Origin of the sequence: Microbacterium sp. 22215, assembly GCF_052045655.1 — a bacterium.
GTDB lineage: Bacteria > Actinomycetota > Actinomycetes > Actinomycetales > Microbacteriaceae > Microbacterium > Microbacterium phyllosphaerae.
The window spans coordinates 175,242-201,582 of the sequence record NZ_JBQEPC010000001.1 but is presented as its reverse complement, the minus strand read 5'-3'; the positions used below and the strand labels follow the sequence as shown (position 1 = coordinate 201,582).

General features: G+C 68.5%; 20 protein-coding genes. All 20 read right to left on the bottom strand.

The window, feature by feature from the left end; all coding sequences use genetic code 11:
• Positions 1 to 14: 14 nt before the first annotated feature.
• Complete coding sequence (rplW, locus tag ACTJKH_RS01025; protein ID WP_017829206.1) at positions 15 to 338, bottom strand: 50S ribosomal protein L23; 324 nt, start codon at positions 336 to 338, stop codon at positions 15 to 17.
• The gene (gene rplD / locus ACTJKH_RS01020; RefSeq protein WP_194765132.1) at positions 335 to 997 is read right to left on the bottom strand and encodes a 50S ribosomal protein L4; all 663 of its coding nucleotides are present in this window, start codon (positions 995 to 997) and stop codon (positions 335 to 337) included. Before rplD ends, rplW begins: the two co-directional genes overlap by 4 nt.
• 2 nt (positions 998 to 999) lie before the next feature.
• Positions 1,000 to 1,659: a 50S ribosomal protein L3 gene (rplC, locus tag ACTJKH_RS01015; RefSeq protein ID WP_210098740.1), complete on the bottom strand. Its 660-nt coding sequence runs from the start codon at positions 1,657 to 1,659 to the stop codon at positions 1,000 to 1,002.
• 8 nt (positions 1,660 to 1,667) lie between these two features.
• Entirely contained in the window at positions 1,668 to 1,976 is a 309-nt protein-coding gene (rpsJ, locus tag ACTJKH_RS01010; protein WP_017201594.1) for a 30S ribosomal protein S10, read from the bottom strand.
• 853 nt (positions 1,977 to 2,829) lie between these two features.
• The gene (locus ACTJKH_RS01005; RefSeq protein ID WP_056312873.1) at positions 2,830 to 3,042 is read right to left on the bottom strand and encodes a hypothetical protein; all 213 of its coding nucleotides are present in this window, start codon (positions 3,040 to 3,042) and stop codon (positions 2,830 to 2,832) included.
• A 126-nt stretch (positions 3,043 to 3,168) separates the two neighbouring features.
• Positions 3,169 to 12,282: an isopeptide-forming domain-containing fimbrial protein gene (locus ACTJKH_RS01000; RefSeq protein ID WP_440735430.1), complete on the bottom strand. Its 9,114-nt coding sequence runs from the start codon at positions 12,280 to 12,282 to the stop codon at positions 3,169 to 3,171.
• A gap of 289 nt (positions 12,283 to 12,571) precedes the next feature.
• A complete protein-coding gene (tuf, locus tag ACTJKH_RS00995; protein ID WP_053097508.1) occupies positions 12,572 to 13,762 on the bottom strand; it encodes an elongation factor Tu in 1,191 nt (396 codons plus the stop codon).
• Positions 13,763 to 13,910: 148 nt separating this feature from the next.
• Complete coding sequence (gene fusA / locus ACTJKH_RS00990) at positions 13,911 to 16,028, bottom strand: elongation factor G (protein WP_210098742.1); 2,118 nt, start codon at positions 16,026 to 16,028, stop codon at positions 13,911 to 13,913.
• A gap of 84 nt (positions 16,029 to 16,112) precedes the next feature.
• Entirely contained in the window at positions 16,113 to 16,583 is a 471-nt protein-coding gene (rpsG, locus tag ACTJKH_RS00985) for a 30S ribosomal protein S7 (protein ID WP_042538706.1), read from the bottom strand.
• Positions 16,584 to 16,588: 5 nt separating this feature from the next.
• A complete protein-coding gene (gene rpsL / locus ACTJKH_RS00980) occupies positions 16,589 to 16,957 on the bottom strand; it encodes a 30S ribosomal protein S12 (RefSeq protein ID WP_056223944.1) in 369 nt (122 codons plus the stop codon).
• 223 nt (positions 16,958 to 17,180) lie between these two features.
• Positions 17,181 to 20,951, bottom strand: a complete 3,771-nt coding sequence (locus ACTJKH_RS00975) for an SCO7613 C-terminal domain-containing membrane protein (protein ID WP_440735429.1) — start codon at positions 20,949 to 20,951, stop codon at positions 17,181 to 17,183.
• A complete protein-coding gene (locus ACTJKH_RS00970) occupies positions 20,951 to 21,169 on the bottom strand; it encodes a helix-turn-helix domain-containing protein (RefSeq protein ID WP_440735428.1) in 219 nt (72 codons plus the stop codon). Before ACTJKH_RS00970 ends, ACTJKH_RS00975 begins: the two co-directional genes overlap by 1 nt.
• Positions 21,169 to 21,645: a DUF2975 domain-containing protein gene (locus tag ACTJKH_RS00965; protein WP_210098745.1), complete on the bottom strand. Its 477-nt coding sequence runs from the start codon at positions 21,643 to 21,645 to the stop codon at positions 21,169 to 21,171. The genes ACTJKH_RS00970 and ACTJKH_RS00965 overlap by 1 nt, the downstream gene beginning before the upstream one ends.
• Before the next feature lie 146 nt (positions 21,646 to 21,791).
• Entirely contained in the window at positions 21,792 to 22,439 is a 648-nt protein-coding gene (locus ACTJKH_RS00960; protein ID WP_210098746.1) for a spermidine/putrescine ABC transporter substrate-binding protein, read from the bottom strand.
• A 60-nt stretch (positions 22,440 to 22,499) separates the two neighbouring features.
• Entirely contained in the window at positions 22,500 to 22,991 is a 492-nt protein-coding gene (locus tag ACTJKH_RS00955; RefSeq protein WP_440735427.1) for a hypothetical protein, read from the bottom strand.
• Between the two features lie 8 nt (positions 22,992 to 22,999).
• A complete protein-coding gene (locus tag ACTJKH_RS00950; protein ID WP_440735426.1) occupies positions 23,000 to 24,013 on the bottom strand; it encodes an ABC transporter in 1,014 nt (337 codons plus the stop codon).
• Between the two features lie 132 nt (positions 24,014 to 24,145).
• Entirely contained in the window at positions 24,146 to 24,298 is a 153-nt protein-coding gene (locus tag ACTJKH_RS00945) for a hypothetical protein (RefSeq protein ID WP_440735425.1), read from the bottom strand.
• A gap of 62 nt (positions 24,299 to 24,360) precedes the next feature.
• Positions 24,361 to 25,008 (bottom strand): HAAS signaling domain-containing protein, encoded by a 648-nt coding sequence (locus ACTJKH_RS00940; protein WP_440735424.1) that lies wholly within the window; start codon positions 25,006 to 25,008, stop codon positions 24,361 to 24,363.
• Complete coding sequence (locus tag ACTJKH_RS00935; RefSeq protein ID WP_210098750.1) at positions 25,005 to 25,337, bottom strand: PadR family transcriptional regulator; 333 nt, start codon at positions 25,335 to 25,337, stop codon at positions 25,005 to 25,007. Before ACTJKH_RS00935 ends, ACTJKH_RS00940 begins: the two co-directional genes overlap by 4 nt.
• 79 nt (positions 25,338 to 25,416) lie before the next feature.
• A complete protein-coding gene (locus ACTJKH_RS00930) occupies positions 25,417 to 26,340 on the bottom strand; it encodes a sugar ABC transporter permease (RefSeq protein ID WP_440735423.1) in 924 nt (307 codons plus the stop codon).
• Position 26,341: the final 1 nt, after the last annotated feature.

Here is a 26,341-nt window from a genome sequence, read left to right as displayed (position 1 = left end):
CCTTATCCCCCGGATCAGCCGATTGCCGTGAAGATGTCGATGGTGCCCGACTTCAGGGTCACGATGGCGCGCTTGGTGTCCTTGCGCTTGCCGGTGCCGAAGCGGGTGCGACGAGCCTTGCCGACGCGGTTGAGGGTGTTGACCCCTGCGACCTTGACGCCGAAGATCTTCTCGATGGCGAGCTTGATCTCGGTCTTCGAAGCGCGCGGGTCCACGAGGAAGGTGTACTTACCCTCGTCGATGAGACCGTAGCTCTTCTCGGACACGACCGGCTTCAGGATGATGTCGCGCGGGTCCTTGTTCAGGGCCGTCTGGAGAACAGATGCCTGCTCGCTCATGCGGAGACCTCCTGGTTGGCGCCGGACTTGGAGGCGATGAAGCCCTCGAGCGCGGCCTGGGTGAAGACGATGTCGTCGGAGACGAGCACGTCGTATGCGTTGAGCTGGTCGAACGTCAGCACGTGCAGGTTCGACAGGTTGCGGATGCTCTTCAGCGTCACGTCGTCGTTGCGCTCGATCACGACGAGCACGTTCTTCGACGAGACGACGTTGGTGAGGAAGTTCACCGCGGTCTTGGTCGAAGGCGTGCCGTCGATGCCGAAGGACTCGATGGCGTGGATGCGCTCACCGCGGAAGCGGTCGCTCAGCGCACCCAGGAGGGCGGCGGCGATCATCTTCTTGGGAGTGCGCTGCGAGTAGTCGCGCGGCTTGGGGCCGTGCACGATTCCACCACCGGTCATGTGCGGCGCGCGGATGGAGCCCTGACGGGCGTTACCCGTGCCCTTCTGCTTGAAGGGCTTGCGGCCGGCACCCGAGACCTCACCGCGACGCTTGGTCGAGTGGGTTCCCTGGCGAGCCGCCGCGAGCTGCGCGACGACGACCTGGTGGATGAGCGGGATGTTCGTCTTGGCGTCGAACAGTGCGGCGGGAAGCTCGATCGAGCCAGCCTTCTTGCCGTCTGCCTTGAGGACGTCAAGCGCGAGAGTGGAGTCAGCCATGATCAGGCACCCTTCACTGCGTTGCGGACGTAGACGATGCGGCCACGAGCACCGGGGACGGCGCCCTTGACGAGCAGCAGACCCTTCTCGATGTCGATGGCGTGCACCGTGAGGTTGAGGACGGTCACGCGCTCGCCACCCATACGGCCGGCCATGCGCATGCCCTTGAAGACGCGGCTCGGGGTCGACGATGCGCCGATGGAGCCGGGCTTGCGGTGGTTGCGGTGCGAACCGTGCGATGCCGAGACGCCCTTGAAGTTGTGACGCTTCATGACACCGGCGAAGCCCTTGCCCTTGCTCGTGCCGACGACGTCGACGAGCTGGCCTGCTTCGAAGGTGCCGTCGACCGTGAGCTCCTGGCCCAGCGAGTAGTCAGCGGCATCCGCGGTGCGGATCTCGGTGACGTGACGACGCGGCGTGACGCCTGCAGCCTCGAAGTGAGCGGTCAGCGGCTTGTTCACCTTGCGCGGGTCGATCTGGCCGTACGCGATCTGCACGGCGTTGTAGCCGTCCTTCTCGGGGGTACGGATCTGCGTGACCACGTTCGAGGCGAGCTCGATGACGGTGACGGGAACGAGCTTGCCGCTCTCGTTCCAGACCTGGGTCATGCCGAGCTTGGTGCCGAGCATGCCCTTGGAAACCTTGGAGTTGATGTCAACCATGTCCGACCTCAGAGCTTGATCTCGATGTTGACATCGGCAGGCAGGTCGAGACGCATCAGCGAGTCAACGGCCTTGGGCGTCGGGTCGACGATGTCGATCAGACGCTTGTGGGTGCGCATCTCGAAGTGCTCGCGGCTGTCCTTGTACTTGTGGGGCGACCGGATGACGCACACGACGTTCTTCTCGGTCGGAAGGGGCACGGGGCCGACGACGGTTGCGCCCGCACGGGTCACAGTGTCGACGATCTTGCGTGCGGACGTGTCGATGACCTCGTGGTCATACGACTTCAGGCGAATGCGGATCTTCTGTCCCGCCATTGTCTGCTCTCTCTCTTTAGGCGTCTTACCGACCTGGGCCGGGTGACCCAGGGGCATTGGACGCACGTCGGCGCTGTTCGCGCCTCGGCACTCGAACGGCTCTCGCGAGTCGATCTGCTGCACCACTGTTCTGCTGTCATTCCGCACGCCTCTCAGCGAGCGGATGTCCGACCTCCGCCGCGCACGGCGAAGCCCTCGTGATGAAGATGTCGGGATCGTTCTGCCACCCGCGGCCTAGGTCCCTGCGCGCCTGCGCCGCCTATGCACTGCCGTGATGGTGATCCGGCCACGCTGAGCGCGCCGGAATGTCGAACCTGTCTATTCTGCCACGGCCGATTTCACTTGCGCAAACCCGGGCGTGTCGCGCCGGCTGTGCATCCCCTGAAGGCACGCCCCAGCCGTCGGATCGGCGCCTCTGATCGACGCCGCCGACGACCCCTCAGCGCGCTGAGGAGAGCGGGGCGAGGNCCTCGCCCCGCTTGGGGAGGGCGTTCAGTGCGAGGGGGCACACCGAACGCGAGGAATCCGGCGTGAAGGGACGCCGGGATCCTCGTTCGAGGGCGCGGCGAAGCAGCCGCCGCGCGGGCGGGATGACGTCAGAGCGCACTGAGTGCGCGCGTCGCACGATGATCCCCAAAATCGTTCCCCAGTTTGACGCGGCGAACCGCGTGAGTTCGGGAAGTCGAACCCCTTCGACATCCCTGATCGCAAGTTCCCCAGGCGATCAGCACCATCCTACGCGACGAGTCCGGTGAAACGCGATACCGCCGGGCAGAATACTTGGTTCCCGAGACAGCGGAGCGGCGACTCCCCCTCACGGGGGAGCCGCCGCTCTCGATGATGCCGGTGAGTGCTACTCGTTGCCGACCGCCTTGTCGGCGCTGTCGCGGATCTCGTCGATCTTGTCCGCAGCACCGGGGGCGAGCTTCTTCGCGAAGTCCGCGACCCCGTCGAGGACCTTGTCGCTGATGTCCTCGGCCTGCTCGCTCTTGACGGCCTCGGCGATCTTGTCCTTGTTCTGCTCGTAGAGATCCTTGCCCTTGTTGACGGTGTCCTCGATACCCATGCGGGCCCCCTTGTATGCGATCCGATGCGGCGGATCCCCGACGCACGTACATTCTGCCCGCAACCGTGCGCCGACGGAAGAGACGCGAAAGGGGCGGTCATGAAGACCGCCCCTTCCCCGTCGGCGCTACTCGGCGGCGACGGCGTCCCGTCGCCGGCGGTAGGCGAGGAACAGCCCTCCGGAGAGGAGCATCAGCAGCGCGACGACGAGCAGTCCCCACGCGGCCTCCGCTCCCGTCGTGGCGAGCGGATCGGCGGCCTTGACGTCGACGGTCGCGTCGTCGACGAGCTGCGCCTGATCGGTCTGCTCCGTCGGCGAGTCCACGACGACGGCATTGGTCACCGACGGATACGCCTGCTCGCCGATGCGCACGCGCAGAGTGAGCGTGACCTCCTCGTCGAGCGCGAGACCGTCCGCGAGCGTCCACGTCACGACACGGCCGTCGACCTGCACGCCCTCGTCGGGCGAGCTCTCGAACGTGAGGCCTGCGGGCAGGGCATCCGTGACGGTGACGGGACCGGGGTCGGCGGTGGGGCCGTCGTTGCGCACGACGATCTCGTACTCGCCGACCTTGCCGACCTGGAAGGCGCCGACAGCCGTCTTGGTGACCACGAGCGCAGCGAGTCCGGGCACACTCACCGCGTCGGACGCGCGGTTGTCGTCCGGCGTGCGATCAGGGTGCGCGTCGGTGATCTCCGAGGCCGTGACATCGGCCACGTTGACGACCTCGGAGTACGCCGAGACCAGAACACGGGTGTTCACGAGGAGCGCGGATGCGGACTCACCGGGCGCGAGCGACAGCGCGTAGCGCGCCGTCACGCGGGTGCCCGAGAGTGGATCCGCGGCGTCGACGGGCTCGACCGACTCGATCGCCCAGTCGTCTCCCACCATGTCGCCCGGGACCGTCGTGACCTCGAGCCCCGCGGGCACGACGTCGGTCACCACGATGCCGGTCGCCTCGGACGGTCCGCTGTTGCGCACCTCGAGGGTGAACGGCAGCAGGTCGCCGATGCGCACGGCATCCGCATCATGCGTCTTGGTGATCGCGAGGTCGACCTCGCGATCCACCGTCACGGCTGCCGTGTCGGTGTCGTTGTCGGGGTTCGAGTCGGGCGTGCCCGACGACACCGTGGCGGTGTTGGTGAGGGTGGCCCCGTGCACCACGGTCGGGTCGACGAGCACGTCGAACACGATCGCGGGCGCCGAGCTGCCGCTGACGATTCCCGCGTCTCCGGAGAGAAGCGTGAAGGTCACGGTCTGCGGGTCCGCGTCATCCACGACGGCCGTCCAGGCGTCCGTCGACGTACCCGCGAGAGCGGTGAAGCTGACGCCCTCGGGCAGTCGGTCGACGACCGTGATCGGACCGACCGCGTCGCTGTCTCCGAGGTCGGCGACCTCGATGCGGTAGCGGACGCTCTCGCCTGCCACTGCTGCGGAGACCTCCGCACCCTCGGTGTCGATCGCCGTCTTCGTGAGCTGGAGATCGGCATCCGTCGTCACGTCGATCACCGCGTCATCCGAATCCTCGTGCGGCGAGTCCGACCGGCTGTCCGACCACGACAGGGTCGCCGTGTTCGTCAGCTGCGTACCCGTCGGGACACCGGAGGCGACGAGCGCGATGACGGTGATGGTGCTCTCACCCAGCGGGTGGTCCGCACGCAGGCAGCTCTCGCTCGCGTCGTCGCAGGTCCAGCCGTCACCGGCGATCGAGACCGCGCTGAGCCCGTCGGGCAGGACGTCGGTGACGAACGCGTCGGCGACCGAAGGGCCGTCGTTGCGCACCGTCAGCGTGTACTGCACCTCGGTACCCGCGATCCACGGACCGTCGGCGACGACCTTCGTGATCGAGAGCTCGGCGAGCGTCACGATCTCGACGTCCGCCTCAGCGTGGTTGTCGGTCGGATCGAAGTCCTCCGGACCCGTCACGTCAGCCACGTTCACGAGACGCTGCGGGTGCACGTCCGCAGCGACCGCTGCGGTCACCTCGATCACGACCGTCGCGCCGGATGCGAGGGTCTCACCGTCGGCCAGTGCGGACCATGCGATCGAGCGTCCTCCGTCCGTCACCGCCGCGTCGGCCGCGACAGCACCGGAACCGGCGACGTCGATGCTCGACGAGACGTACGTCATCCCGGCCGGCAGGCGGTCGGTGATGTCGATCGGCGCGCTCGAGATGCTCGGACCGTTGTTCGTGACGGTCAGCAGGAAGCGCGTCTGCGTCCCGGCCGTCACCTCGGGTGCATCCGCACCGCCGACAGGGGCCCCGTCGCCGTCGATCGCCTGCTTGACGATCGACAGGTCGGCCACCCGATCGGTCGCGGTGGTGTCGCCGTCACGCGGGGTGTTCGTCGAGTTCTCGGCCTCGGCCTGCACCCAGTTCACCACCTCGGAGCCGGGAGCCAGGGCCGAATCCACGGCGTACGTCACGATGAACGACCGGGTGTTCTCCCCCGACGCCGCCGGAACGCTGCCCGACACCGCGAAGGTGTCGTTCGCGCCCGGTCCCGCCGTGCGGGTCCAGGTTCCGTTCTCGTCCTGCACCGAGGAGTAGGTGAGCATCGACGGCACCTCGTCGACGATGCGCACGTCCCTGGCATCCGCCGGTCCGTTGTTCGTCACGACCACGCGGTAGCTGACGGTCTCCCCCGCGGAGACGTCCGGCAGTGCCGCCCCGAACTGGGAGGCGTCCTTCCAGTCGTCTCCGTCGCGCACGACGCGCGTCTTCGTGACCGCGAGTGTCGTGTCGTCGCCCGGCGTGACCGTGACCTCCGACGAGTTGTTGCCCGGGACGGGGTCTGTCGTCGCGCCGGGAGCGACGGATGCCGTGTTGCTGATCTCTCCGGCGGTCCACGACGAGTCGACCGTGCCGGTGAGCGACAGATCCTGCGCGGGCCCGACCGGCATCTGCGCGCCGACGAAGGTCCAAGTGACCGTGTCGCCGGCGGCGGCCGGCCATCCGTCGGATGCCGTGGCGACCCAGGCCGTCAGGCCTGCGGACGGATCCCGCACGTCGCTGATCCCCGCGGGGATCGTGTCGGTCACCGTGATCCGGTCGGAGCCGGTGGAGACCGCGACCGACGGGCCGTTGTTCCGCACCTTGATGCTCCAGGTGAGCGAGCGACCGGCCGTGACCTCCGCCGTGTTGACCGACTTCGTGACGGCGAGGTCCGCCGCGCTCGAGATCGGCTTCGACGCCGTGGCGGTGTTGTCCTTCGTGATGTCCGCAGGACGCTCGAACGTGCGGCCGGTGACGGATGCCGTGTTCGTGGCGGTCCCCGTCGCGGGCGCCTGGATCGACACGTTCGCGACCAGGACGACCCGGTCGGTGCCTGCGGCGGCGAGTGTGCGCGTCCGGTCGCCCACCACGAACGGGTCGGATGCGGTGCCGGTGCCGGTCAGCGCGAGCGCAACACCGGTGGTGTCGGACGCGGACGAGTAGTACCGCGCGGTGAACGCGCCCGTCGAGACTCCCGAGGGGAGGACGCTCTCGTCGGTGACGACGAACGGTCCGCTCGCGGCATCCGGTCCCTGGTTCGTGACGGTGATGCGCCACTGCGGCTGCGTGTAGCCGGAGCGCGCGGCATCGCCGGCGGTCCACGCACCCTGCGCGTCGCCGCCGATCGCCGCCTTCACGATCTTCAGGTCGGCTCGTGCGATGTGCGCGTCAGCCGTGGCATCCGGTCCGACGTATGCGCCGCTCGCGTTGCGCGTGGCTCCCGTCGGATCGGTCGCGGCTCCCGTCACCGTGTTGCGGTGGTTGATCGAGAGGCCTGCGCCTGCGTCCGTCACCGCACCGGGGTGCGGCGTGGCCGCGAAGGTCACGAGCAGTGTGCGCTGACCGACCGTCGCGCCCGACGCCGTGCCGGGCAGGAGTGCCTGACCCGTCGAGGATCCGAGCGTCCAGGTCACCGTCTCACGACCGTTGGCGACACCGAGAACGGGGGCTCCGAGGTCGACCGCGGCCTGCGTGCCCACCGTGAGGCGAGGCGTCACGGTCGCGTCGTACTGCCAGTTCGCCGGAAGCGTGTCGGTGAGCGTGACGGTCTGGGCCGCGCCCGTTCCGGTGTTCACCGCCTGCAGAGTCCACGAGAAGCTCTCGCCGACGAAGGCCTCGGAGCCGGCGGTGACCCGCTTGCTCAGGGCGACCTGCGGGAAGCGCGGCGTGATCGCCGCACTGCCTGTGGTGTTCGTCGTGACGTTCGGCGCGCCGCCGGGGCGGGTGCCGGTTCCGGGCGTGTACACCCAGCCGTCGGTCGCGGCCGACTCGTAGCGCGTGACGGCGACCTGGTTGCCCAGCGCGCCCGTCCCGAGCGATGCGGACGCCACGAACGTGCCCTGGTAGACGAGGTCGTACGTGTTCGATCCCGCGATGTTGCTCAGCGGACCGGCGAGGGTCCAGGTGATCGTTCCGCCCTTGCCGGCGCGCAGCGCGTCCGCGTCCGAGAACGTCGCCCCGGAGAAGACCGCCTGAGCCGTGTCGATGCGGATGCCGGCACCCACCGTGTCGGTGACGACGACGCCGTAGGCGGGCGACGTGCCTGCACCGGTCGCGTTCGACACGCGGACGCGATAGGTGAACGACTGGTCTGCGCCGCCCGCGGATGCCGCGCCGTACGTGCTGTCGGCCGCACCGGTCGTCTTGACCGCCTTGGCGATCGTCACGTTCGGGTTGCGCACCGTGACGGTGGCGGTGTCGCTCTGCGACGTGCGCTCCGACGTGGATCCGTTCACCCGGCTCCACGTGAACGTGGCTTTGTTCACGAGCGAGGCCGCGGTCACGGCCTTCGTGATGCGTGCCTGATAGGTCACCGTGATGGTGCGGGTCTGATCCCAGGCGATGATGTCGTCAGGGCTGACGCTCCACGACAGCACCCGGCCGTTCAGCGTCGGCTGTCCGATCGCGGGGGCATCCGGCGCTCCGGCCCACTGCGTGGATTCGGTGTGCGTGCCGCTCGCGACGAACTCGACGCCCTCGGGAAGCGTGTCGGTCAGGGTCACGTCGTAGAAGTTGGTGCTCGTCGGCAGCGTCGTGGTGACGGTGTAGGTGACGGTGTCGCCGACCGGCGCAGACGACGTGCTGACCGACTTGTCGATCGCAGCATCCGGCATCCGGACGGTGGCATCCGCCTTCGCCGCGTAGGCGCCGCTGCGGTCCGACGTGTCACTGTCGGCGCCCACTGCCAGGGGCAGCGTGCGACCGGTCAGCTCTGCGCGGTTCGTGAACTGCGAGCCTCCACCGGCCAGCGCCTCGACGGTGCCGATATACGTGAGCGTGGGCGCGGAGCCGTCGCCGCGGAGGGCGGGGATGGTCCACTCGATGAGGATCCCGGTGCCGGATCCGCGCTGGATCACGTCGCCGGCTCCGATCGCGCAGGTCTCGGCGAGGATGCGAGGGGCGCCGGCAGACGCCGACAGTGCGCTCGGCGTGATCTCGGCCGGGACGCAGTCGAGGATCACGACGTCGTAGAGGGCGGGGCTGTTCGCCGCATTCGCCGCCGTGAGCGTGTAGTTCACGGTGCCGTTCGCGGAGACGGTCGCGGACGACGCCTTCTTCGTCAGCGTGGGAGCGGGCTCGACGAACTGCACCTCAGCGGTCGCCGTGCGCGTGAGGCGCGACGCGCCCTCGGTGTTCGGGTCGAGGAAGCTCAGGCTCGCCGTGTTCGCCATCGCGCCGGGGAGCACGTTCACCACTGCGGCGTTCGCCGCGGAGGCGTCCTTGTCCTTGACCCAGAGGGTGATCTGCACGCGGAACGTCTGCGCCGTGGCGGTGTCGTTCGTGTAGGTGTCGGGGAAGGTCAGCACACCGTGAGCTGCATCCACGGTCTCGGCCGTGCGGAAGTCGCCCGTACCGGTGCCGATCGTGAGCGGCGCATCCGTGGGTCCGAAGTACCTCGCGCTGCCGGCGACGTACTGGTACGCCACGCTGCCGTTCTGCAGTGCGAGCGCCCCGCCGTCGGACAGCACGGCACCCTTGACGGTGGTGTGCGCCGGGATCGTCGCCGAGTACTCGAACGTGGCGTGCTCGCCCTGCACGATCTGCGAGGCCGTGTTGCGCGTTCCGTCACCGAGGTCGGTCACACCGGTCGACGCCGTGGGGGCCACCTCGGTGGAGACGAGCTTCTTCGCGATCGCGACGTCGGGCAGGTGCACCTCAGCGGTACCGACGGTGTCGATGTCGGATACCGACACCTCGCCGTCACCCGGGGAGCGGGTGGTCAGCTGCTGGCCGCCCGCGTCGCTCTGCGGAACCACGGTGGTGGTCTTCGACCCGCTGTTCTCGATGCCGTAGCTGACGATGCCCGCGGAGTTGGTGTAGCTCTGGGTCGGCTGCGCGGCCTCGCCGCCACCCGGGACGCCCGATGGGACGGTGAGCGTGTAGCCGAACGTGAGGCCACGGACGACCGCCGGCGCGGCATCCGTCGCCGCAGTGGATCCGGCGACCGAGGCGCGGACCGTCCACGCGATCACCGAACGGTCGGCGAAGGCGCGGGTCAGCGCGATGCCGTCGGGCAGGGTCTCGCCCGGGTCGAACGCCGCGACATCGACATCCGCGTCGTCGATCGCGGTCTCGACGCCCGCGGCGGAGAGCGCGGAGGTGAATGAGGCCACGTCCGCCTTCTTCACGCCGGCGGGAAGCACGTCCCACACGACGTAGTCGGTGGTCGGGTTCTGCGGCGCCTTCACATCGATGCGGTACTCGACCTCGTCGTTCTGCACGACCTGTCGCGTGGGCACACGCGAGCCGAACGCGGCACCGACGACCTCGTCGTTCACCGAGCGGATGCCCTTCGTCAGCGTCGACCCCCAGTCGAGGTCGATCGTGGCCTCGCGACGAAGGAACGAGAGCACGCCGTCGACGTTCACCTGCTGGTACTTCGCCTGGTTGGCCGGGCTGTCGACCTCGTCCGGCGACGCGGACTGCGACTGCACCTCTCCGCGCACGTACACGGTCACGCTGCTGCCGGCCGGGACGAACCGGTCGGTGCTGGTGCCGCGGTTGCGAGCGCCGAGCTCCCAGGTGAGCGAGGTGCCGGTCGGGGCGGTGTTCGGGATGTACGCCGTCGGGAAGGATCCCGTGCCGTAGGCGACAGGGGTGGTCACGTCGGCGAAGCCGGTGATGCCCTGGTAGGCGTAGAGGATCTCACGGACCTCGACACCCTCGGGAAGGTAGTCGGTGAGGAGCGGGTTGCGCGTGTCGATGCCGTCGGCGAACGGCACGACCAGGCGGTACCAGACGTCGTCACCCGGCGAGAACGGCTGCGTGGCCGCCGTCACCCAGTCGGCCTCGGTCGCGCCTGCGAACGACTGTCCGCGCTCGAGCACGGTCTTGCTGAGGTCGGTGAAGTTCGACGTGATGACCGCCGACGAGTCGTCCTTCACGAAGCGGGTGCCGCCGACGCGGTCACTCAGCGCGGGGTCGTTCGCGATCGCCGCGATCGGCTCGGTCTGGGCGGTCACCGTCACGTGGTTGAGGAAGCTGTCACCCGAGCTCGTGCCACCGGCCGCGCCCGTGTAGTTCGGGCGCTGCATCACGGAGTACTCGGCCGTGAACGACTCGCCCGCGGCGAGGTCGTCGACCGCGAACACGACCGTGAAGGTGCCGTCGGCGGGCGTGTAGCGGATGGAGGCGAGGTGCAGTTCGGGCGAGAGCACCGCACCGTTCGCCTCGGTCGGGAAGCTGCAGGCGTCTCCGGGCACCTGGGCGTTCCAGGTCTGCTGCGAGACCTCGAGGTCGCCGATCATGAGGGCGACGCCGTCGGGCGAACCGGGGAACGCCGGGCACAGCCCGTTGGCGATCACGTCGGTGAGCACGATCCCCCGCGCATCGACGTATTCGCTGACGTCGACCTGCACCGAGTACGTGGCGATGGACCCCGTCGTGAAGGCCTTTCCGTCGTCGACGCTCTTGAGGACCCGCACGTCGACGGCTTCGATGATCTCGTCATCGTCGTCTCGTGCCGCCCGAAGATCCGCGTCGTCGTTCAGCACCGGCCCCTGGTAGGTACCGGCCACCGCGGCGACGTTGCGGAAGGACTGCGCGTCCGTCGGTTCGCTCTCGCCGCCGTGACGCGTCGATGCGCCCGTGTTGTTGTCGAGGTTGGCGGCCTGCGCCCCTCCCTCGGGTGCGGGTGCCGTGCCGTCGGGCCACAGCGCGTTGGCGAACAGCGGAACGGCGGCGTGGTAGCGGATCTGCGCCTTCGCACCGGCTGCGAGATCGCCGAGCGACCAGGTGATCTTCGTGTAGACGCCCGCACCGGGAAGACCCAGCGCCGCCGCTTCGGGGGCGGTGAACTGAACGGTGTCGACGCTCTCGCCTGCCGTCACGCCGCCCACCACGCGGCCCGAGCCGTCGTACTCGACGTCGGTGGAGTTGTCTCCGGTGGCGAGACCGAGGTACTCGAGGCCCGCGGGGAGGTAGTCCGTGACGGTCGCATCCGTCGTGGCGCCCCGGGTCGTGTTCTCGACGTCGAGCGTGTAGGTCGTCACGTTGCGGTGCACGCCGCGCAGGAGCTCGGTCTCTGCGCTCGGTTCGGTCTTGACGATGCGCAGTGCCTGCACGGGCACGTCATCGGTCGCGACACCCGCGCCGGACGTGTGCGCGGTGGTGCGCGAGACACTGGGCGACCCGTCGAAGGTGGGGAGGCGCGTGGGATCGTTGCTGGTGTACGCGCGGATCGAGAAGCCCACCTCGCTGCCGACGGGGTAGTCGTCGCCGTTCGGAGCGATGGTGACGCGCGAGGAGACCGTGCCGCCCTGCGGGAGGTCGTTGACGTTCGACCACACCCACACCTGCTGGCCGGCGGGCACAGCGCAGAGCAGCGACTGGCCGGGCGCTTTCACGAGGCCGAGCGACTCGCACGAGGCATCGGATGCCGTGCGCGAACGGTTCGGGAGCACATCGCCCTCGGCATAGACCGTCGGCGTGCCGAACGTCCCGCCCGAGACGAGCGTGACGGTTGCGGGGACCGCTGCGATCAGGCTCAGGTTGAACTGCGCTCCCCCGCCGCTGTTGGTGACGTCGATGTCGAATCCGACGTTCTCGCCCGCCAGCACGAAGTCCTTGCCGGCCGACACCGGATCGACGTTCTGCGCCGAGACCGTGGGTGCCCACGGATCCGCGGATGCGGTCTGCGCCGTCACTCCGAGAGCGAGCGCCCCGGCGATGAGCGAGACGACGGCGGTGATGGCCGTCAGTCTCCGGGCGCGCTGAATGTTCTTTCGACGCAGGGTCGAACGCATGCTGAATTCCCCTTAACCCTGCACGCCACTCCCCGGTGTGCAGGCACTCCCCTATGCGCAGGCGCGCCGCTGAAAGGGCTCAGGGAAGCAGCGAGGCTCGCCGAGCGTCAGAGGCGTGTGACCGACCTTGACCTCGGGCACGAGCATGCGCGCTGCGCGGAACGCAGCAGTCATAACGATATATGACACTTCGCGTTATATTCAAGGACATAGACCGGCGCGGCGCGTCGAGGGGACGAAAAAAGGGGCCGGACCCGAAGGTCCGACCCCTTTTTCAGGAAGCAGATGCTTACTTGATGATCTTCGTGACCGTACCGGCGCCGACGGTGCGTCCACCCTCACGGATGGCGAACCCGAGGCCCTCCTCCATGGCGATCGGCTGGATCAGCTCGACCGTCACGTCGGTGGTGTCGCCGGGCATGACCATCTCGGTGCCCTCAGGCAGCGTGATGACGCCGGTGACGTCGGTGGTGCGGAAGTAGAACTGCGGGCGGTAGTTCGTGTAGAAGGGGTTGTGACGCCCACCCTCATCCTTGGACAGGATGTACGCGGTACCGGCGAAGTCGGTGTGCGGCGTGACCGAACCCGGCTTGACGATGACCTGACCGCGCTCGACGTCCTCACGCTTCGTGCCACGGAGCAGGAGACCGCAGTTCTCGCCGGCCCATGCCTCGTCGAGCTGCTTGTGGAACATCTCGATACCCGTGACCGTGGTCTTGACGGTCGGACGGAGTCCGACGATCTCGACCTCGGAGTTGATGGCCAGCGTGCCACGCTCGGCGCGGCCGGTGACGACGGTTCCACGACCGGTGATCGTGAAGACGTCCTCGACGGGCATCAGGAACGGCTTGTCCTTGTCGCGCACGGGGTCGGGAACGTTGTTGTCGACGGCCTCCATGAGGTCGAGGATGGACTGGGTCCACTTCTCGTCACCCTCGAGTGCCTTCAGAGCGGAGACGCGGACGACAGGAGCGTCCTCGGCGAAGCCCTGCGAGGCGAGCAGCTCGGAGACCTCGAGCTCGACGAGCTCCAGGATCTCCTCGTCGTCGACCATGTCGGCCTTGTTCAGCGCGACGAGCAGGTACGGAACGCCGACCTGCTTGGCGAGCAGAACGTGCTCACGCGTCTGAGCCATGGGGCCGTCGGTGGCGGCGACCACGAGGATCGCGCCGTCCATCTGAGCCGCACCGGTGATCATGTTCTTGACGTAGTCGGCGTGGCCGGGAGCGTCAACGTGCGCGTAGTGGCGCTTCGGGGTCTCGTACTCGATGTGCGAGATGTTGATGGTGATTCCACGCTGGCGCTCTTCCGGCGCCGAGTCGATGGAAGCGAAGTCGCGCTGCACGTTCGTGTCGGAGGGGTACTTGTCAGCAAGCACCTTCGAGATCGCTGCGGAGAGCGTGGTCTTGCCGTGGTCGACGTGACCGATCGTTCCGATGTTGACGTGCGGCTTGGTCCGCTCGAACTTGGCCTTAGCCACTTGGTCCTCCTCAGGACGTCGTGTAGAGGTCACCGGGCACTGGATTGCGACCGGGTCTCTACGGGTTAGGTTCTCAGTTTAGTAGAGAGGGAATGTGAAGTTGTAGGGGACCTGGGAGCCGGGCCGGAACCCGGCTCCCAGGAAGTTGTTACTCGCCGCCCTGGTGCTTCTGGACGATCTCGTCCGCCACAGCGCGGGGAACCTCAGCGTAGCTGTTGAACTCCATCGAGTAGACGGCGCGACCCGAGGTCTTCGAGCGCAGGTCACCGATGTATCCGAACATCTCGGACAGCGGGACGTGTGCACGGACGACCTTGACGCCTGCGGCGTCCTCCATCGACTGGATCTGACCGCGACGCGAGTTCAGGTCACCGATGACGTCACCCATGTACTCCTCGGGAGTACGCACCTCGACCGCCATGAGCGGCTCGAGGAGCGCCGGGCTCGCCCGACGCAGGGCTTCCTTCATACCCATCGATCCTGCGATCTTGAACGCCATCTCCGAGGAGTCGACGTCGTGAGCAGCACCGTCGACGATCGTCGCCTTGACGCCGACGATCGGGTAGCCGGCGAGGACGCCGACGTTCATCGCGTCCTGGAAACCGGCGTCGATCGAGCCGATGTACTCACGCGGGATGCGACCACCGGTGACCGCGTTGACGAACTCGTACGTCTTCTCGTCGTCGAGGTCGAGCGGCTCGATGTTGAACTGGATCTTCGCGAACTGACCCGATCCACCCGTCTGCTTCTTGTGCGTGTAGTCGTACTTCTCGACGCCCTTCCGGATCGTCTCGCGGTACGCCACCTGGGGCTTTCCGACGTTCGCCTCGACGTTGAACTCGCGCTTCATGCGGTCGACGAGGATGTCGAGGTGCAGCTCGCCCATGCCCTTGATGGTCGTCTGACCGGTCTCGGGGTTGAGCTCCGTGCGGAAGGTCGGGTCCTCTTCAGCGAGCTTCTGGATGGCGACACCCAGCTTCTCCTGGTCGGCCTTGGTCTTCGGCTCGATCGCGACCTCGATGACGGGCTCGGGGAACGTCATCGACTCGAGGACGACCGGCGAGGCCGGGTCGGTCAGGGTGTCACCGGTGGTGGTGTCCTTCAGACCGATGACCGCGTAGATGTTGCCCGCGGTGACCGAGGGGACCGGGATCTCCTTGTTGGCGTGCATCTGGAAGATCTTGCCGATGCGCTCCTTCTTGCCCTTGGTCGAGTTGACGACCTGGGCACCGGAGTCGAGCTGGCCCGAGTAGACGCGCACGTAAGTGAGGCGACCGAAGAACGGGTGCACCGCGACCTTGAACGCGAGAGCGGCGAACGGGTCCTTGGCGTCGGGGTGACGCTCGATGATCGTGTCGTAGTCCTTGGGGTCGTGCGCCTGGATCGAGCCCACGTCGAGCGGGTTCGGCAGGTAGTCGACGACCGCGTCGAGCATCGGCTGGACGCCACGGTTCTTGAACGCCGAACCGCAGAGGACCGGGTAGATCTCGGAAGCCACGGTGAGCTTGCGGATCGCGCCCTTGATCTCGGCGACGGTCAGCTCTTCGCCACCGAAGAACTTCTCGAGCAGGGCGTCGTCGGTCTCGGCGACGGTCTCGAGGAGCTGCTGACGGTACTCGTCGGCCTTCTCCTTGAGGTCGGCCGGGATCTCCTGGATCTCGTAGGAGGCGCCCATGGTGACGTCACCCTTGGAGTCACCGGCCCAGACGAGCGCACGCATCTCGACGAGGTCGATGACGCCGATGAAGTCGTTCTCCGCACCGATGGGCAGCTGGATGACCAGCGGCTTGGCACCGAGGCGGTTGATGATGGTGTCGACGGTGAAGTAGAAGTCCGCGCCGAGCTTGTCCATCTTGTTGACGAAGCAGATGCGGGGGACGTTGTACTTGTCAGCCTGACGCCACACGGTCTCGGACTGGGGCTCGACGCCCTCCTTGCCGTCGAACACGGCGACAGCACCGTCGAGGACGCGGAGCGAGCGCTCCACCTCGACCGTGAAGTCCACGTGACCGGGGGTGTCGATGATGTTGATCTGGTTCTTGTTCCAGTAGCAGGTCACGGCGGCAGACGTGATCGTGATGCCGCGCTCCTTCTCCTGCTCCATCCAGTCGGTGGTCGATGCACCGTCGTGGGTCTCGCCGAGCTTGTGGTTGACGCCCGTGTAGAACAGGATGCGCTCGGTCGTGGTGGTCTTGCCAGCATCGATGTGAGCCATGATGCCGATGTTCCGAACCTTGTTCAGGTCGGTGAGCACGTCTTGTGCCACAGGAGTGTCCTTATCTTTCGTGCAGTCGTACTGCGAAGAGGGGGGTGCCCGCCCCCGATGTGTGATCGGGGGCGGGCGAAGCTGTTACCAGCGGTAGTGAGCGAACGCGCGGTTCGACTCGGCCATCTTGTGCGTGTCCTCGCGGCGCTTGACCGCTGCACCGAGACCGTTCGACGCGTCGAGGATCTCGTTCTGGAGACGCTCGGTCATCGTCTTCTCACGACGACCCTTGGCGTAGCTGACGAGCCAGCGCAGCGCGAGGGTGTTCGCGCGGTGAGGCTTGACCTCGACCGGAACCTGGTAGGTCGAGCCACCGACACGGCGGCTCTTGACCTCGAGAGTCGGGCGCACGTTGTCGAGCGCCTTCTTCAGAGTGGCGACGGCATCCTGACCGTTCTTCGCCTCGACGCCCTTGAGGGCGTTGTAGACGATCGACTCGGCGAGCGACTTCTTGCCGTCGACCAGGATCTTGTTGACCAGCTGGCTGACGATCGGAGCGCCGTATACCGGGTCGTTGACGACGGGACGCTTGGGGGCGGGACCCTTACGAGGCATTGGACTCAGCCCTTCTTCGCGCCGTAGCGGCTGCGAGCCTGCTTACGGTTCTTGACGGCCTGGGTGTCCAGGGCGCCACGGACGATCTTGTAACGAACACCGGGGAGGTCCTTGACACGACCACCACGGACGAGCACGAGCGAGTGCTCCTGAAGGTTGTGACCCTCACCCGGGATGTACGCGGTGACCTCGGAGCCGTTGCGGAGCTTCACACGAGCGACCTTGCGCATCGCCGAGTTCGGCTTCTTCGGGGTGGTGGTGTAGACGCGGGTGCAGACCCCGGCCTGCTGCGGGTTCGACTTGAGTGCGGGCGCCTTGGTCTTCGTGACCTTGGGCGAGCGACCCTTGCGAACCAACTGCTGAATGGTTGGCACGTTCTCTCCTCATAATGCTGCACGGTGACAGCGTGATGGGTTTCACATCATGACCCACCGGCACGCCGGAACCGACGAGCTTTTGTGGTGGTGGGTATGCCGTGGGGGCGGACCGGCCATGGAGCCGACGCCCAGCGCGCACGTCGAGACGTGCACACACCTGATCAAGTGTAATGCCGCGTAACGTGGCGGTCAAATGAGAGTCGGCTTCGCCGCGCCCAGGTCACCGGAGATCCCTCATGCGCGCAGCCACGCCGCCACTCTCCCCCGTGCGGCGTTCGGCCGTCACGGCGATGATGAGGAGCACCGCTCCCATGACCGCGAGCGTGATCCACCAGGGCATCGATTCGACCCCGCGGCCGATCTGCACGGAGAAGACGAACACGTTCTCGATCGGCAGCACGACGAGTCCGAGCACGAACGGGGCGGCGAGTCGCTCGCGGGATCCGATCAGGATCGCTGCGAGCGCGAGCACCATCACGAGGATGGCCCTCCAGGTGAGCGGATCGGTGAACGTCGAGACGATCGACGCGATCATCATCGTGACGATGCCCGGCGCGAGCAGCGCCCACGACCCGGTCCAGCCGGCGGGCCAGCTGTTCGGAGTTCCTCGTCGTACCGGCCGTTCATCGGGGTTCCGTCGCAGCGCGAGCGCACCGGCAGCGAGGAGGAATGCGCCGAGCGGAAGCGAGAACCACTCGACCCGCAGATCGCGCGGGCTCCACGCCACGACGGCCGTCACGAACGCGATCGAGAAGAGGAACCACACCGGCGGGGCGGTCGTTCCTCCCCGAGTCCCCGTGCGGGCGGTCGCGACCATCGCGATCAGGTAGCCGAGCATCAGCATCCACATGGGCCAGATCGAGAGCCAGTCGCGCTCGATCGCGGTCCAGGTGCCCGCGGCGAGCGCGAGGGCGGCCGGCGCCCCCAGCCACCGCGTCGTCCGCAGAGGCGCGCTCTCCCCCGCAGCGGTGCGGATCGCGCGAGCGGCGAGTGCGAGCACGAGGGCGCCCATCGCGCTCACGCCGATGCAGGCGAGGAAGAGCCCGAGCCCGTGCAGGCGTGCGAAGTCCCATCCGAGTCCGATGCGGATGCCCTGGAGGGGCCCGGCGACCGCCGCGAGACCCGCCGCGACGAGCGTCGGGATCCGCAGCGCCCGAAGTCTGTGCATCCGCGAGCCGGGGTGCGCCCGACGCACCACGACCTCGAGCGCGAGCAGCGTCCATGCGGCGGCGAGAAGCGCCGCCACCCGCCACGAGACCGCCTGCTGGCTGACGGCATCCGGTTCGATGAGGGCGACGATCGCCAGGATCGGTCCGATCGCGGCGAGCAGCCCCGCGACGAAGAGCGCGGTCGCCCTGCTGCCGCGGATCGTGAGGAACACGGCCACGAGTGCGGCACCCAGCGTCGGCGGGAGCAGGTAGGCCTCGAGCAGGTCGACGCCGGCGATCCCCCAGACGCACCACAGGGCCCCGGTGAATGCCGCACCGGCGACACCCCAGGCGTAGCGGCGACCGGCGAACAGGGCTGCGGCGACGGCGCCGATCCCGATGACGAGGAGCACGATCAGCGCGGTACCGAATCCTGCCGCCTCGCGGCCGACCGCCAAGCCCGTCGCGATGATCCCGGTCAGCAGCGCCGACGATTCGATCGCGACACGTGCGGCATCGGCGGTCGACACCGTGTGTCCTCTCGCGACGAGCGCTGTACGGACGGACGTCGACGACGCCAGGGCCAGAGCCACGAGCACCGCGACGATCGGGAGAGCCACGGGCGATCCGCTCGAGTCGAGCAGCTGGGCTCCGAGGCAGACCACCAGGACCGCGAGGGTCGGCACGAGCATCCCCGCCGCAGCCGTGCGCACGAGGCGTGTGAGTCCCGGGCGGCGCGTGAGCAGCAGCGTCAGCGCCAGCACGAACATCAGACCGGTCGAGAGCGCGGTCCAGCCGCTGCGCTCCTCGACCACCTGCAGCACGCCGATGCCGAACGGGACGGCGGAGACGACGAGGATCGCCTGCCAGGAACGCGCACCGATGCGCGGCAGATACGTCGCCGAGATCGCGACGAGCAGCCCTGCGGATGCCGTCAGGCACAGGAGGGCGATGCCACCGACACCGCTCTCGCCCAGCGCCGTCGCGACGAGGACGAGCCCGTAGGCGAAGCCGATGCCGACGGAGAGGAACCGCCGGGCGGCCGGAGGTGCGGCGGCGAGGGCGCCCAGCGCGATCAGCGTCGCGATGCCCGCGAGCGGGACGGCGGATGCATCGCGCCAGGCGATGATCACCGAGGCGACGAGGGCGAGATATGCGCCGATGAGCAGGAGAGGCACGATGCCTCTGCCCGCAGTGCGCTCCGGTGTCCGCGTCATCACCGCCGCGGCCGCGACGACCGCACCCGTCAGGACGGCGACGGCGGCAGGCAGCACCAGCAGTCCGCTGCAGCCGAGAACCAGCACCGCGAGCGCGCCGGACACGAGCGACAGCCGCGCCGACGACACAGCCAGTGACCGGATGCCGTCGCGGCCGCGTGCGAGACGACCGAACACGAGGAGACCGACGCAGACGGCCGCGAGCCCGAGAGGTGCCCCCGCACCGGCGATGCCGACGGCATCCGCCTCGTCCGCCTGTCGGAGGAACCCGCCGACGGTGGTCATACCGGTGATCACCGCCGCGGCGAGGAGAGCGAGGGCCGGCAGCGCGAGCACCGACAGCACTCCCCCGGCCACGAACCCGCGGGGGACCCGTGCGGGGAGCGGAACGACCGCGCCGATCAGCACGAGCATGACCGAGGCCGCAGCCGGGATGATCGCGAAGTGCCACGAGACCTCGAGCGCCCGGATGCCGGGGATGGCGTACACGAGAAGCACGCCCGCCGCGGATCCCGTCGCCCCCGCGACATATGCCCACAGAGGACCGAGCACTCGTCGAGCCGCGATCACGGCGTGCACCGCGATCAGCGCGAGCAGCCCGCTCACGGCGAGCAGGAACGCCGTCTCGCTCCCGAGATCGATCCGCCACACCCGCACGAGGGCGCTCGCACTCGCGATCAACTGCACGACCACGAGGGTGATGCGCTCGACGTTCGGCGGACGCATCCACTCGATGATCGCCGCCGCGGCGAAGGCGACCCCGACGGCGCCCGCCACGCCCGCGAGCGTCGTCGCTCCCGCCGCACCCAGCATGCCCGGGATGAGCGCCAGCGTGACCACCGCGGTCCACTGCCAGACCCTGATCCCGCGTTGCGCGCCGGCACCCCGCATCACGATCGCGGCGACGGCCGACACGACAGCGGCCGTGAGCCAGGGGTCGACCTCCGGTGCGGCGAGCTGGGCGATCGCGTGCACGTCGAGCCCCGCGAAGACCAGTCCGAGGCCGCCCACCGCCTCGGCGGAGAAGCGCAGGCCCCGGCGGGACAGCAGCCAGGCTCCCCCGAGGAACAGCAGGGTGATGAGACCGACGATGACGCTGCGCAGAGCGCGATCGGCGAGGTCGGGGTTGAAGTAGGTGAACACGATCGCCGCCACCGCGAACAGCCCCGCTCCCGCGGTCGCGAGAACCGACTGGAGCGTGGCGCTGCTCTGCGGCGATGCCGCCGAGCCGGTTTTGGACGAACCCGGCGGAGGCTGCGGGGGTTCCGCGGAGAGCGTCGACGATCCGTCGACGCTCACCCCCGGCCCGACGGCGGATGCCCGGGGCGACGACGCGTGATCCGCCACGGACGCGGTCGCCATGTCGGCTGACGCCCACACCACGGGGACACGCTCCAGCACGGCGTCGCGAGCGCGCATCGCCGTCGCGGCGGCGAGCGACGCGTTCCACACCTCGATCCCGATGGCGCCGCGCAGGTCGGAGCGGCATCGATTGCAGCATCCGTCGACCAGCACCCCCGTGCACACCGGACAGGTCGTGCCGTCGAGAAGCCGCAGGGCGACGGACTCGCCCCAGGTGGTCGACGGCGCGGACGCACCCGACCGGTTCATGGATGTGACGCTCATCACTGCTCCCCGGACTCGGGGACCCACCGCAGGATGTCGCCCGGCTGGCAGTCGAGCACGCGGCAGATCGCCTCGAGAGTCGTGAAGCGCACCGCCTTCGCCCGGCCGTTCTTGAGCACCGCCACGTTCGCGGGGGTGATGCCGATGGCGTCGGCGAAGTCCTGCACGCTCATCTTCTTGATGGCGAGCTGCACGTCGAGGTCGATGACGATCGGCATCAGACGACCTCCGACATGTCCTGCTCGAGTTCGAGAGCCTTGCGCAGGAGACCGCGCAGCACGACCACGAGAAGAGCGAGTGCAGCGCTCACGACGATCCCCAGGACGGCGAGCAGCGACAGCGACAGCGAGACGGCCCGACTGGCGACGATCACGATGTACGAGACGAGGATGATCGCGCCGGCCGCGACGAGAGCGCCGAGGATGATGTCGACGTACCGGAACGCCTCGACGCGGAAGATGCGATCCTCCTGCACGAGCGAGAGAAGGAACCAGATGCAGACGAGCGTCACCTCGATCAGGGCGATGAAGACCACCGCGCCGATGATCCCCGGGACCTCGAGCTGCGCGACGTCGGGATTGCGGATCGCGGTGATACGGGCGACCTCGGGGATGACCAGGGTCTGGCTGGCCAGGAGCAGTCCGAGCAGGACGATGATCAGCGCCTTGAGAACGCGAGAGACACGAGGATGCATGGGTAGCCCTATCGATCGCCAATGGGTATCTATCGAAAAACGATACCCACAGGCTGCTCCCGCCGCCAGTCGCGCGGACGTCTCTCAGCGGATCCGCAGGCTGACGCAGAGCGCCGGCTCCGGCCGCGCCGCTCGGGACTCAGGAACTAGGACTGATCGGGGTCGAACGGAGAATCGAGCGAGTCGGTGAGCTCGGCGAGCAGTGCCTCGATCTGGGGTTCGACATGCTGAGAGATCGCCGCCTGGATGTAGATGCGATGACGCAGCAGCATGGTGCAGATCTCGCGGCCCACCATGTTCGCGTACTCGTCGGCGAGTGCGACCTCCTGGCGCAGCGCGACCTTGGCCTCATCGCTCAGCGGAGGGAGGGGCGGAAGGTCTGCTGTCGCGTCGTCTGCGAGACCGGCGATCGTGAAGAGGAACGGGGCTCCGGGAACGGGTTCCGGGTCCAGCGGCAGGCCGTCGAACTCCGGATCGAGACCGTCGGCCGGGCGGTAGCTGCGAGCACGGTTGCGGGCGGCCTGCTGATCGAGTTCGCGCTGCAGCATCGGCAGGTTCCTCGCCGTGTACTCGGCCACCGCGTGATCGACGATCGTCTTGATCCGCGTCGACAGTCCGTGCTGCACGCCGTGCGGCGTGTTGGCTCCGATGCCCGCCGCCGAGAGGATCGGGGAACCCAGACACCTCCGGCACGGCGCGACCCTTCCGCGGTGGGTGGCCGGCTCCCACCGGGGCACCCAGCGCAGCCAGGCCTCGACGGCCTGGTCGACCTGCGTCTCCAACGAGCGCTCCACACGTAGAGCGTACGGGGCGCGCGGCCTCTCCACGCCGATTTCCGGCATGACGGCGGGGCGTCACTCCTCGTCGTCGCGCTCCCACGGCCACCGAGGATGCTCCGCGCGGGTGCGCCGGAGCGCGATACCGCCCCAGGCCGCCACCGCGGCGGCGGCCAGCAGCACCGCGCTCGCTCCCCCTCGGACGAGGTCGCCGGCGACCGCCGTCGCGACGATGAGGTCGCCTCGCGCCATGGCCACGCCGATCCAGACGGCGATCAGATGAGCCAGGGCCGTACCGACCGCGATGCCGGGGACAGCCAGGAACGACGGACGCGGTCGCCGCAGGGCGAGCCAGAGCCCGAGCGCGAAGGCGATCACGGCGACCAGCATCCCGACCGCGCCCGGCACCTGCCCGAGCCCGGGGGCCGAGATGATGTCGCTGTCGGTCACGATGCTGACGGCGCCGAGTCCGAAGACAGCGAGGGCGAAGAAGCTGATGGTCGCGAGCACCAGCGCCAGAAGAGCAGAAACCCCCGCGGACTCGGGTCCGCGGGGGTTCGACGATGACATGGTCGTGACTACCTCGACAGCGTCGGGCCGGCCTCGAGCGTGCGCTCATACTCGCGCTGCGCCTCGGCGTTGAGCTCGGTCTTGCGGGCGCCGCTGCGGGCGACCCAGGCTCCGAACCAGATCGTGAGCTCGCGGGCGAACACGAATGCGGCGATCGCCAGCGGGTGGAACAGCTGCGCACCCACGAGATCGTTGCCCTCGCGAGCGGTGAGCAGCCAGAACGGGGCTTCGAACAGCGCGCCGAGGATGTGGCCGCCGTAGGCGATCAGCCCGACGATGATGCCGAACACGACCCAGAGGCCCCAGCGTCCGCGGTTGATGAAGGCGCCGAGCAGCCAGAACCCGAGGAAGAACACGACGACGGGAACCCAGAAGCCCCAGGTCGTGAGCGGCGCCAACGCGGCTTCGCCGATGTTCTCGGTCGTGACGTCGCCGGCGAAGGCGCCGAGTCCGAGCGTCGCGCCCAGGTACAGGATCGCGAAGGCGAGCGTGGCGAGAAGGCCGATGCCTCCTGCGGTTCCGCGGTTGCCACGCTCGCGCGGAGGCTCGGGGGCCTGCACGAAGATCGGCTGCTGCTGCTGGGTCGGCGCGACCACCGGCTCGGCGGCGGCGGGCTCCGAGGGCACGATGCGCGTCTCGGTGTCGTCGGCCGACGAGTACGCGGATCCCGCGAGGGCGGACGAACCGTATGCGGCCGGCGGCGTGTACACGGCGGTGGCATCGGCATCGGAGTTCCACGACGACGCGGTCGTCGTGGTGTCGTCGTCGAGGTACTTCGGGTCGTTCAGCTCCGGAGTCGCGAAGGTGCCGGGGTGCTCGTTCTCAGCGGCTTCGAACGCGGCCAGGTCGGGGTCGACAGCAGGACTCGTCGTGACGGCGGGCGTCTCGTCGGCGGTGTTCGCGGGCGCGCCGGGAACACCGGCACCCGCTGCGGCGGCGGCGTCGAGTCCAGCATTCGCGCTGTCGACGACGTCGTTGACGTCCTTCGGCCGCTCGGGCTGGGGAACCTCGGGGTCACTCATGGGGTGCGCCTCTCATCGGATGTGTGCTCTGAGAGGTTACCGCCGCGCCCCCGCGCCCCGAGGGAGGCGTGCCGACGTGTCGCCCAGCCCGTGAGCCGCCTCGGATCGGGCGGCGGCGGCACGTCGGGCGTGTCAGGGGAGGACGGAGCGGAGCGCGTCACCGACGAAGGCGGTCATGACGGGCATCATCGGCATCGAGAACCAGACCAGGGCGGCGACCACCCCGGCACACATCACACCGGCGATCCAGCTGATCGCCACGTTGCGCCCCGCGACCCGTGTCATGCCTTCAGGCTAGAGCCAGGATCAGGCGGTCGCCCGGCGCAACGCCGACGACGATCCCCTCGTCAGCGCGCGGTGCGGCCGCGAAGTCGCCACAGCAGCCAGAGACCCGAGAGCGGGACGAGGATGATGCCGAGCGCGATCACTCCGAACCAGATCAGGTCGTACCAGGTGGGCAGGAGAGGGTTCATGACCTCCGCGCCGCCACCCGTGCCGCTGCCGGTCGAGCTGCCGCTGCTCGACCAGCTGGCGAAGCCCAGCCCGGAGATGAGGATGCCGGAGAGCGTGCACAGCGCGAAGGGGACGACGATGGCGATGACCTTCTCCCCCGTCTTCCACAGGCTGCTGAGGCTCACCAGCACCGCGCCGACGAACCACCCGACGATCGGCAGCACGATGCCGCCGAAGCTCAGCGTGAGGGCCGCCGCGATCGCGTACCCTCGCGTGCTCGTCGCCGGCACGCGGGGCACCGGCGCGACCGCATCCTCCCCCACGCGTTCTCCGCGCCATGCGTCGTGGGCCTCCCTGGCGATGGCGCCAGGGTCGCCCAGGCGCCCGATCCGCTCGGCCGTCTGGGCGGGATCGAGCCCGTCGAGCTCCTCGGCGATACCGCCTCGGATGTCGGCGGCCACACCGTGCGGCAGTCCGCGCATGGCCTCGTCGAGCCGCGCGAGATAGTCGTCGCGCAGGCTGTCAGCACTGGTCCGGGTCATGATCTTCCCTCTCCCACGATGCCCGTGACCACACGGGCGAACGGTGCCCACTGCGCGCGGAACCGGGCGAGCTGCTCGGTCCCCGCATCCGTGAGCCGGTAGTACTTGCGCACCGGTCCGCTCTCCGACGGCAGGTCGAAGGTGCTGACCCAGCCGTTGTCGCGCAGCCGCCCCAACAGGGGGTAGAGCGTGCCGATGCTGGCGATGAGCCCCGCGCGGGTGAGCTCGTCGGACAGCTGCCAGCCGTACATGGGCTCGCGCGAGAGCAGGCCGAGCACGCAGTACTCGACGACGCCCTTGCGCATCTGCGCGCCGATGTCAGCTGTCATGCATCACAAGGTAGCATGTCACGCACGCTACCGATAGCCGCATCCTCCCGCTCGGCGCCTGCGCCGGGAGGACGGAGGATCAGCCCTTCGTCGCGCCCGCCGTCAGACCGCCCACGATGTACCGCTGCAGGAAGAGGAACAGGATCATCACCGGAACGGCCGCCATCACGGCGCCGGCCGAGAACGCCGACCAGTCTGCGTACCGCGGGTTCGCGACGAGCTTGGTGAGGCCGACCACGAGGGTCTGCTGCTCGACGTCGACGAGCATGACGCTCGCGATCACGTACTCGTTCACCGTGCCGATGAACGACAGCAGCGCGACCACCGCGAGGATCGGCGCCACCAGCGGCAGGATCATCGTGAAGAAGATCCGCGCATGACCCGCGCCGTCGATGCGGGCCGCCTCGTCGAGCTCCATCGGCAGGGTGTTGAAGAAGCCGTACATCAGGTAGGTGTTCACCCCGAGGGCGCCGCCGAGGTACACGAGGATGAGCCCGGTGTGCGTGTTCAGACCGATGGCCGGGAACCAGTCGCCCAGCGTCGACATCAGCAGGAAGATCGCGACCACGGCGAGCAGCTGCGGGAACATCTGGACGACCACGATCGTGACGAGCCCGATGCGACGGCCGGCGAAGCGCATGCGCGAGAAGGCATATGCCGCGAGAGCTCCGATGAAGACGGTCGCGGCTCCGGTGACCACCGCGATGATCAGGGTGTTCAGGAACCACAGGCCGTACGGGTTCTGCGGATCGCTGAGGATGCGCACATAGCTGTCGATGCCGAACGCGGAGAACAGCTGGTTGGATCCCGTCAGGGTGCCGCGCGGGTTCAGGGACGCCGACACGACATAGAGAAGCGGGAACAGCGCGAACGCGCTGACGATGATGGCGACGACATGGCGCCACCCGGTGTCGGCGAACCAGGCGCCGATCGAGCGAAGACGGGGGCCGAGATTCCGCTCGACCGTGACGGGTGCGGCGGCGCGCGTATCCGTGGTGCTCATG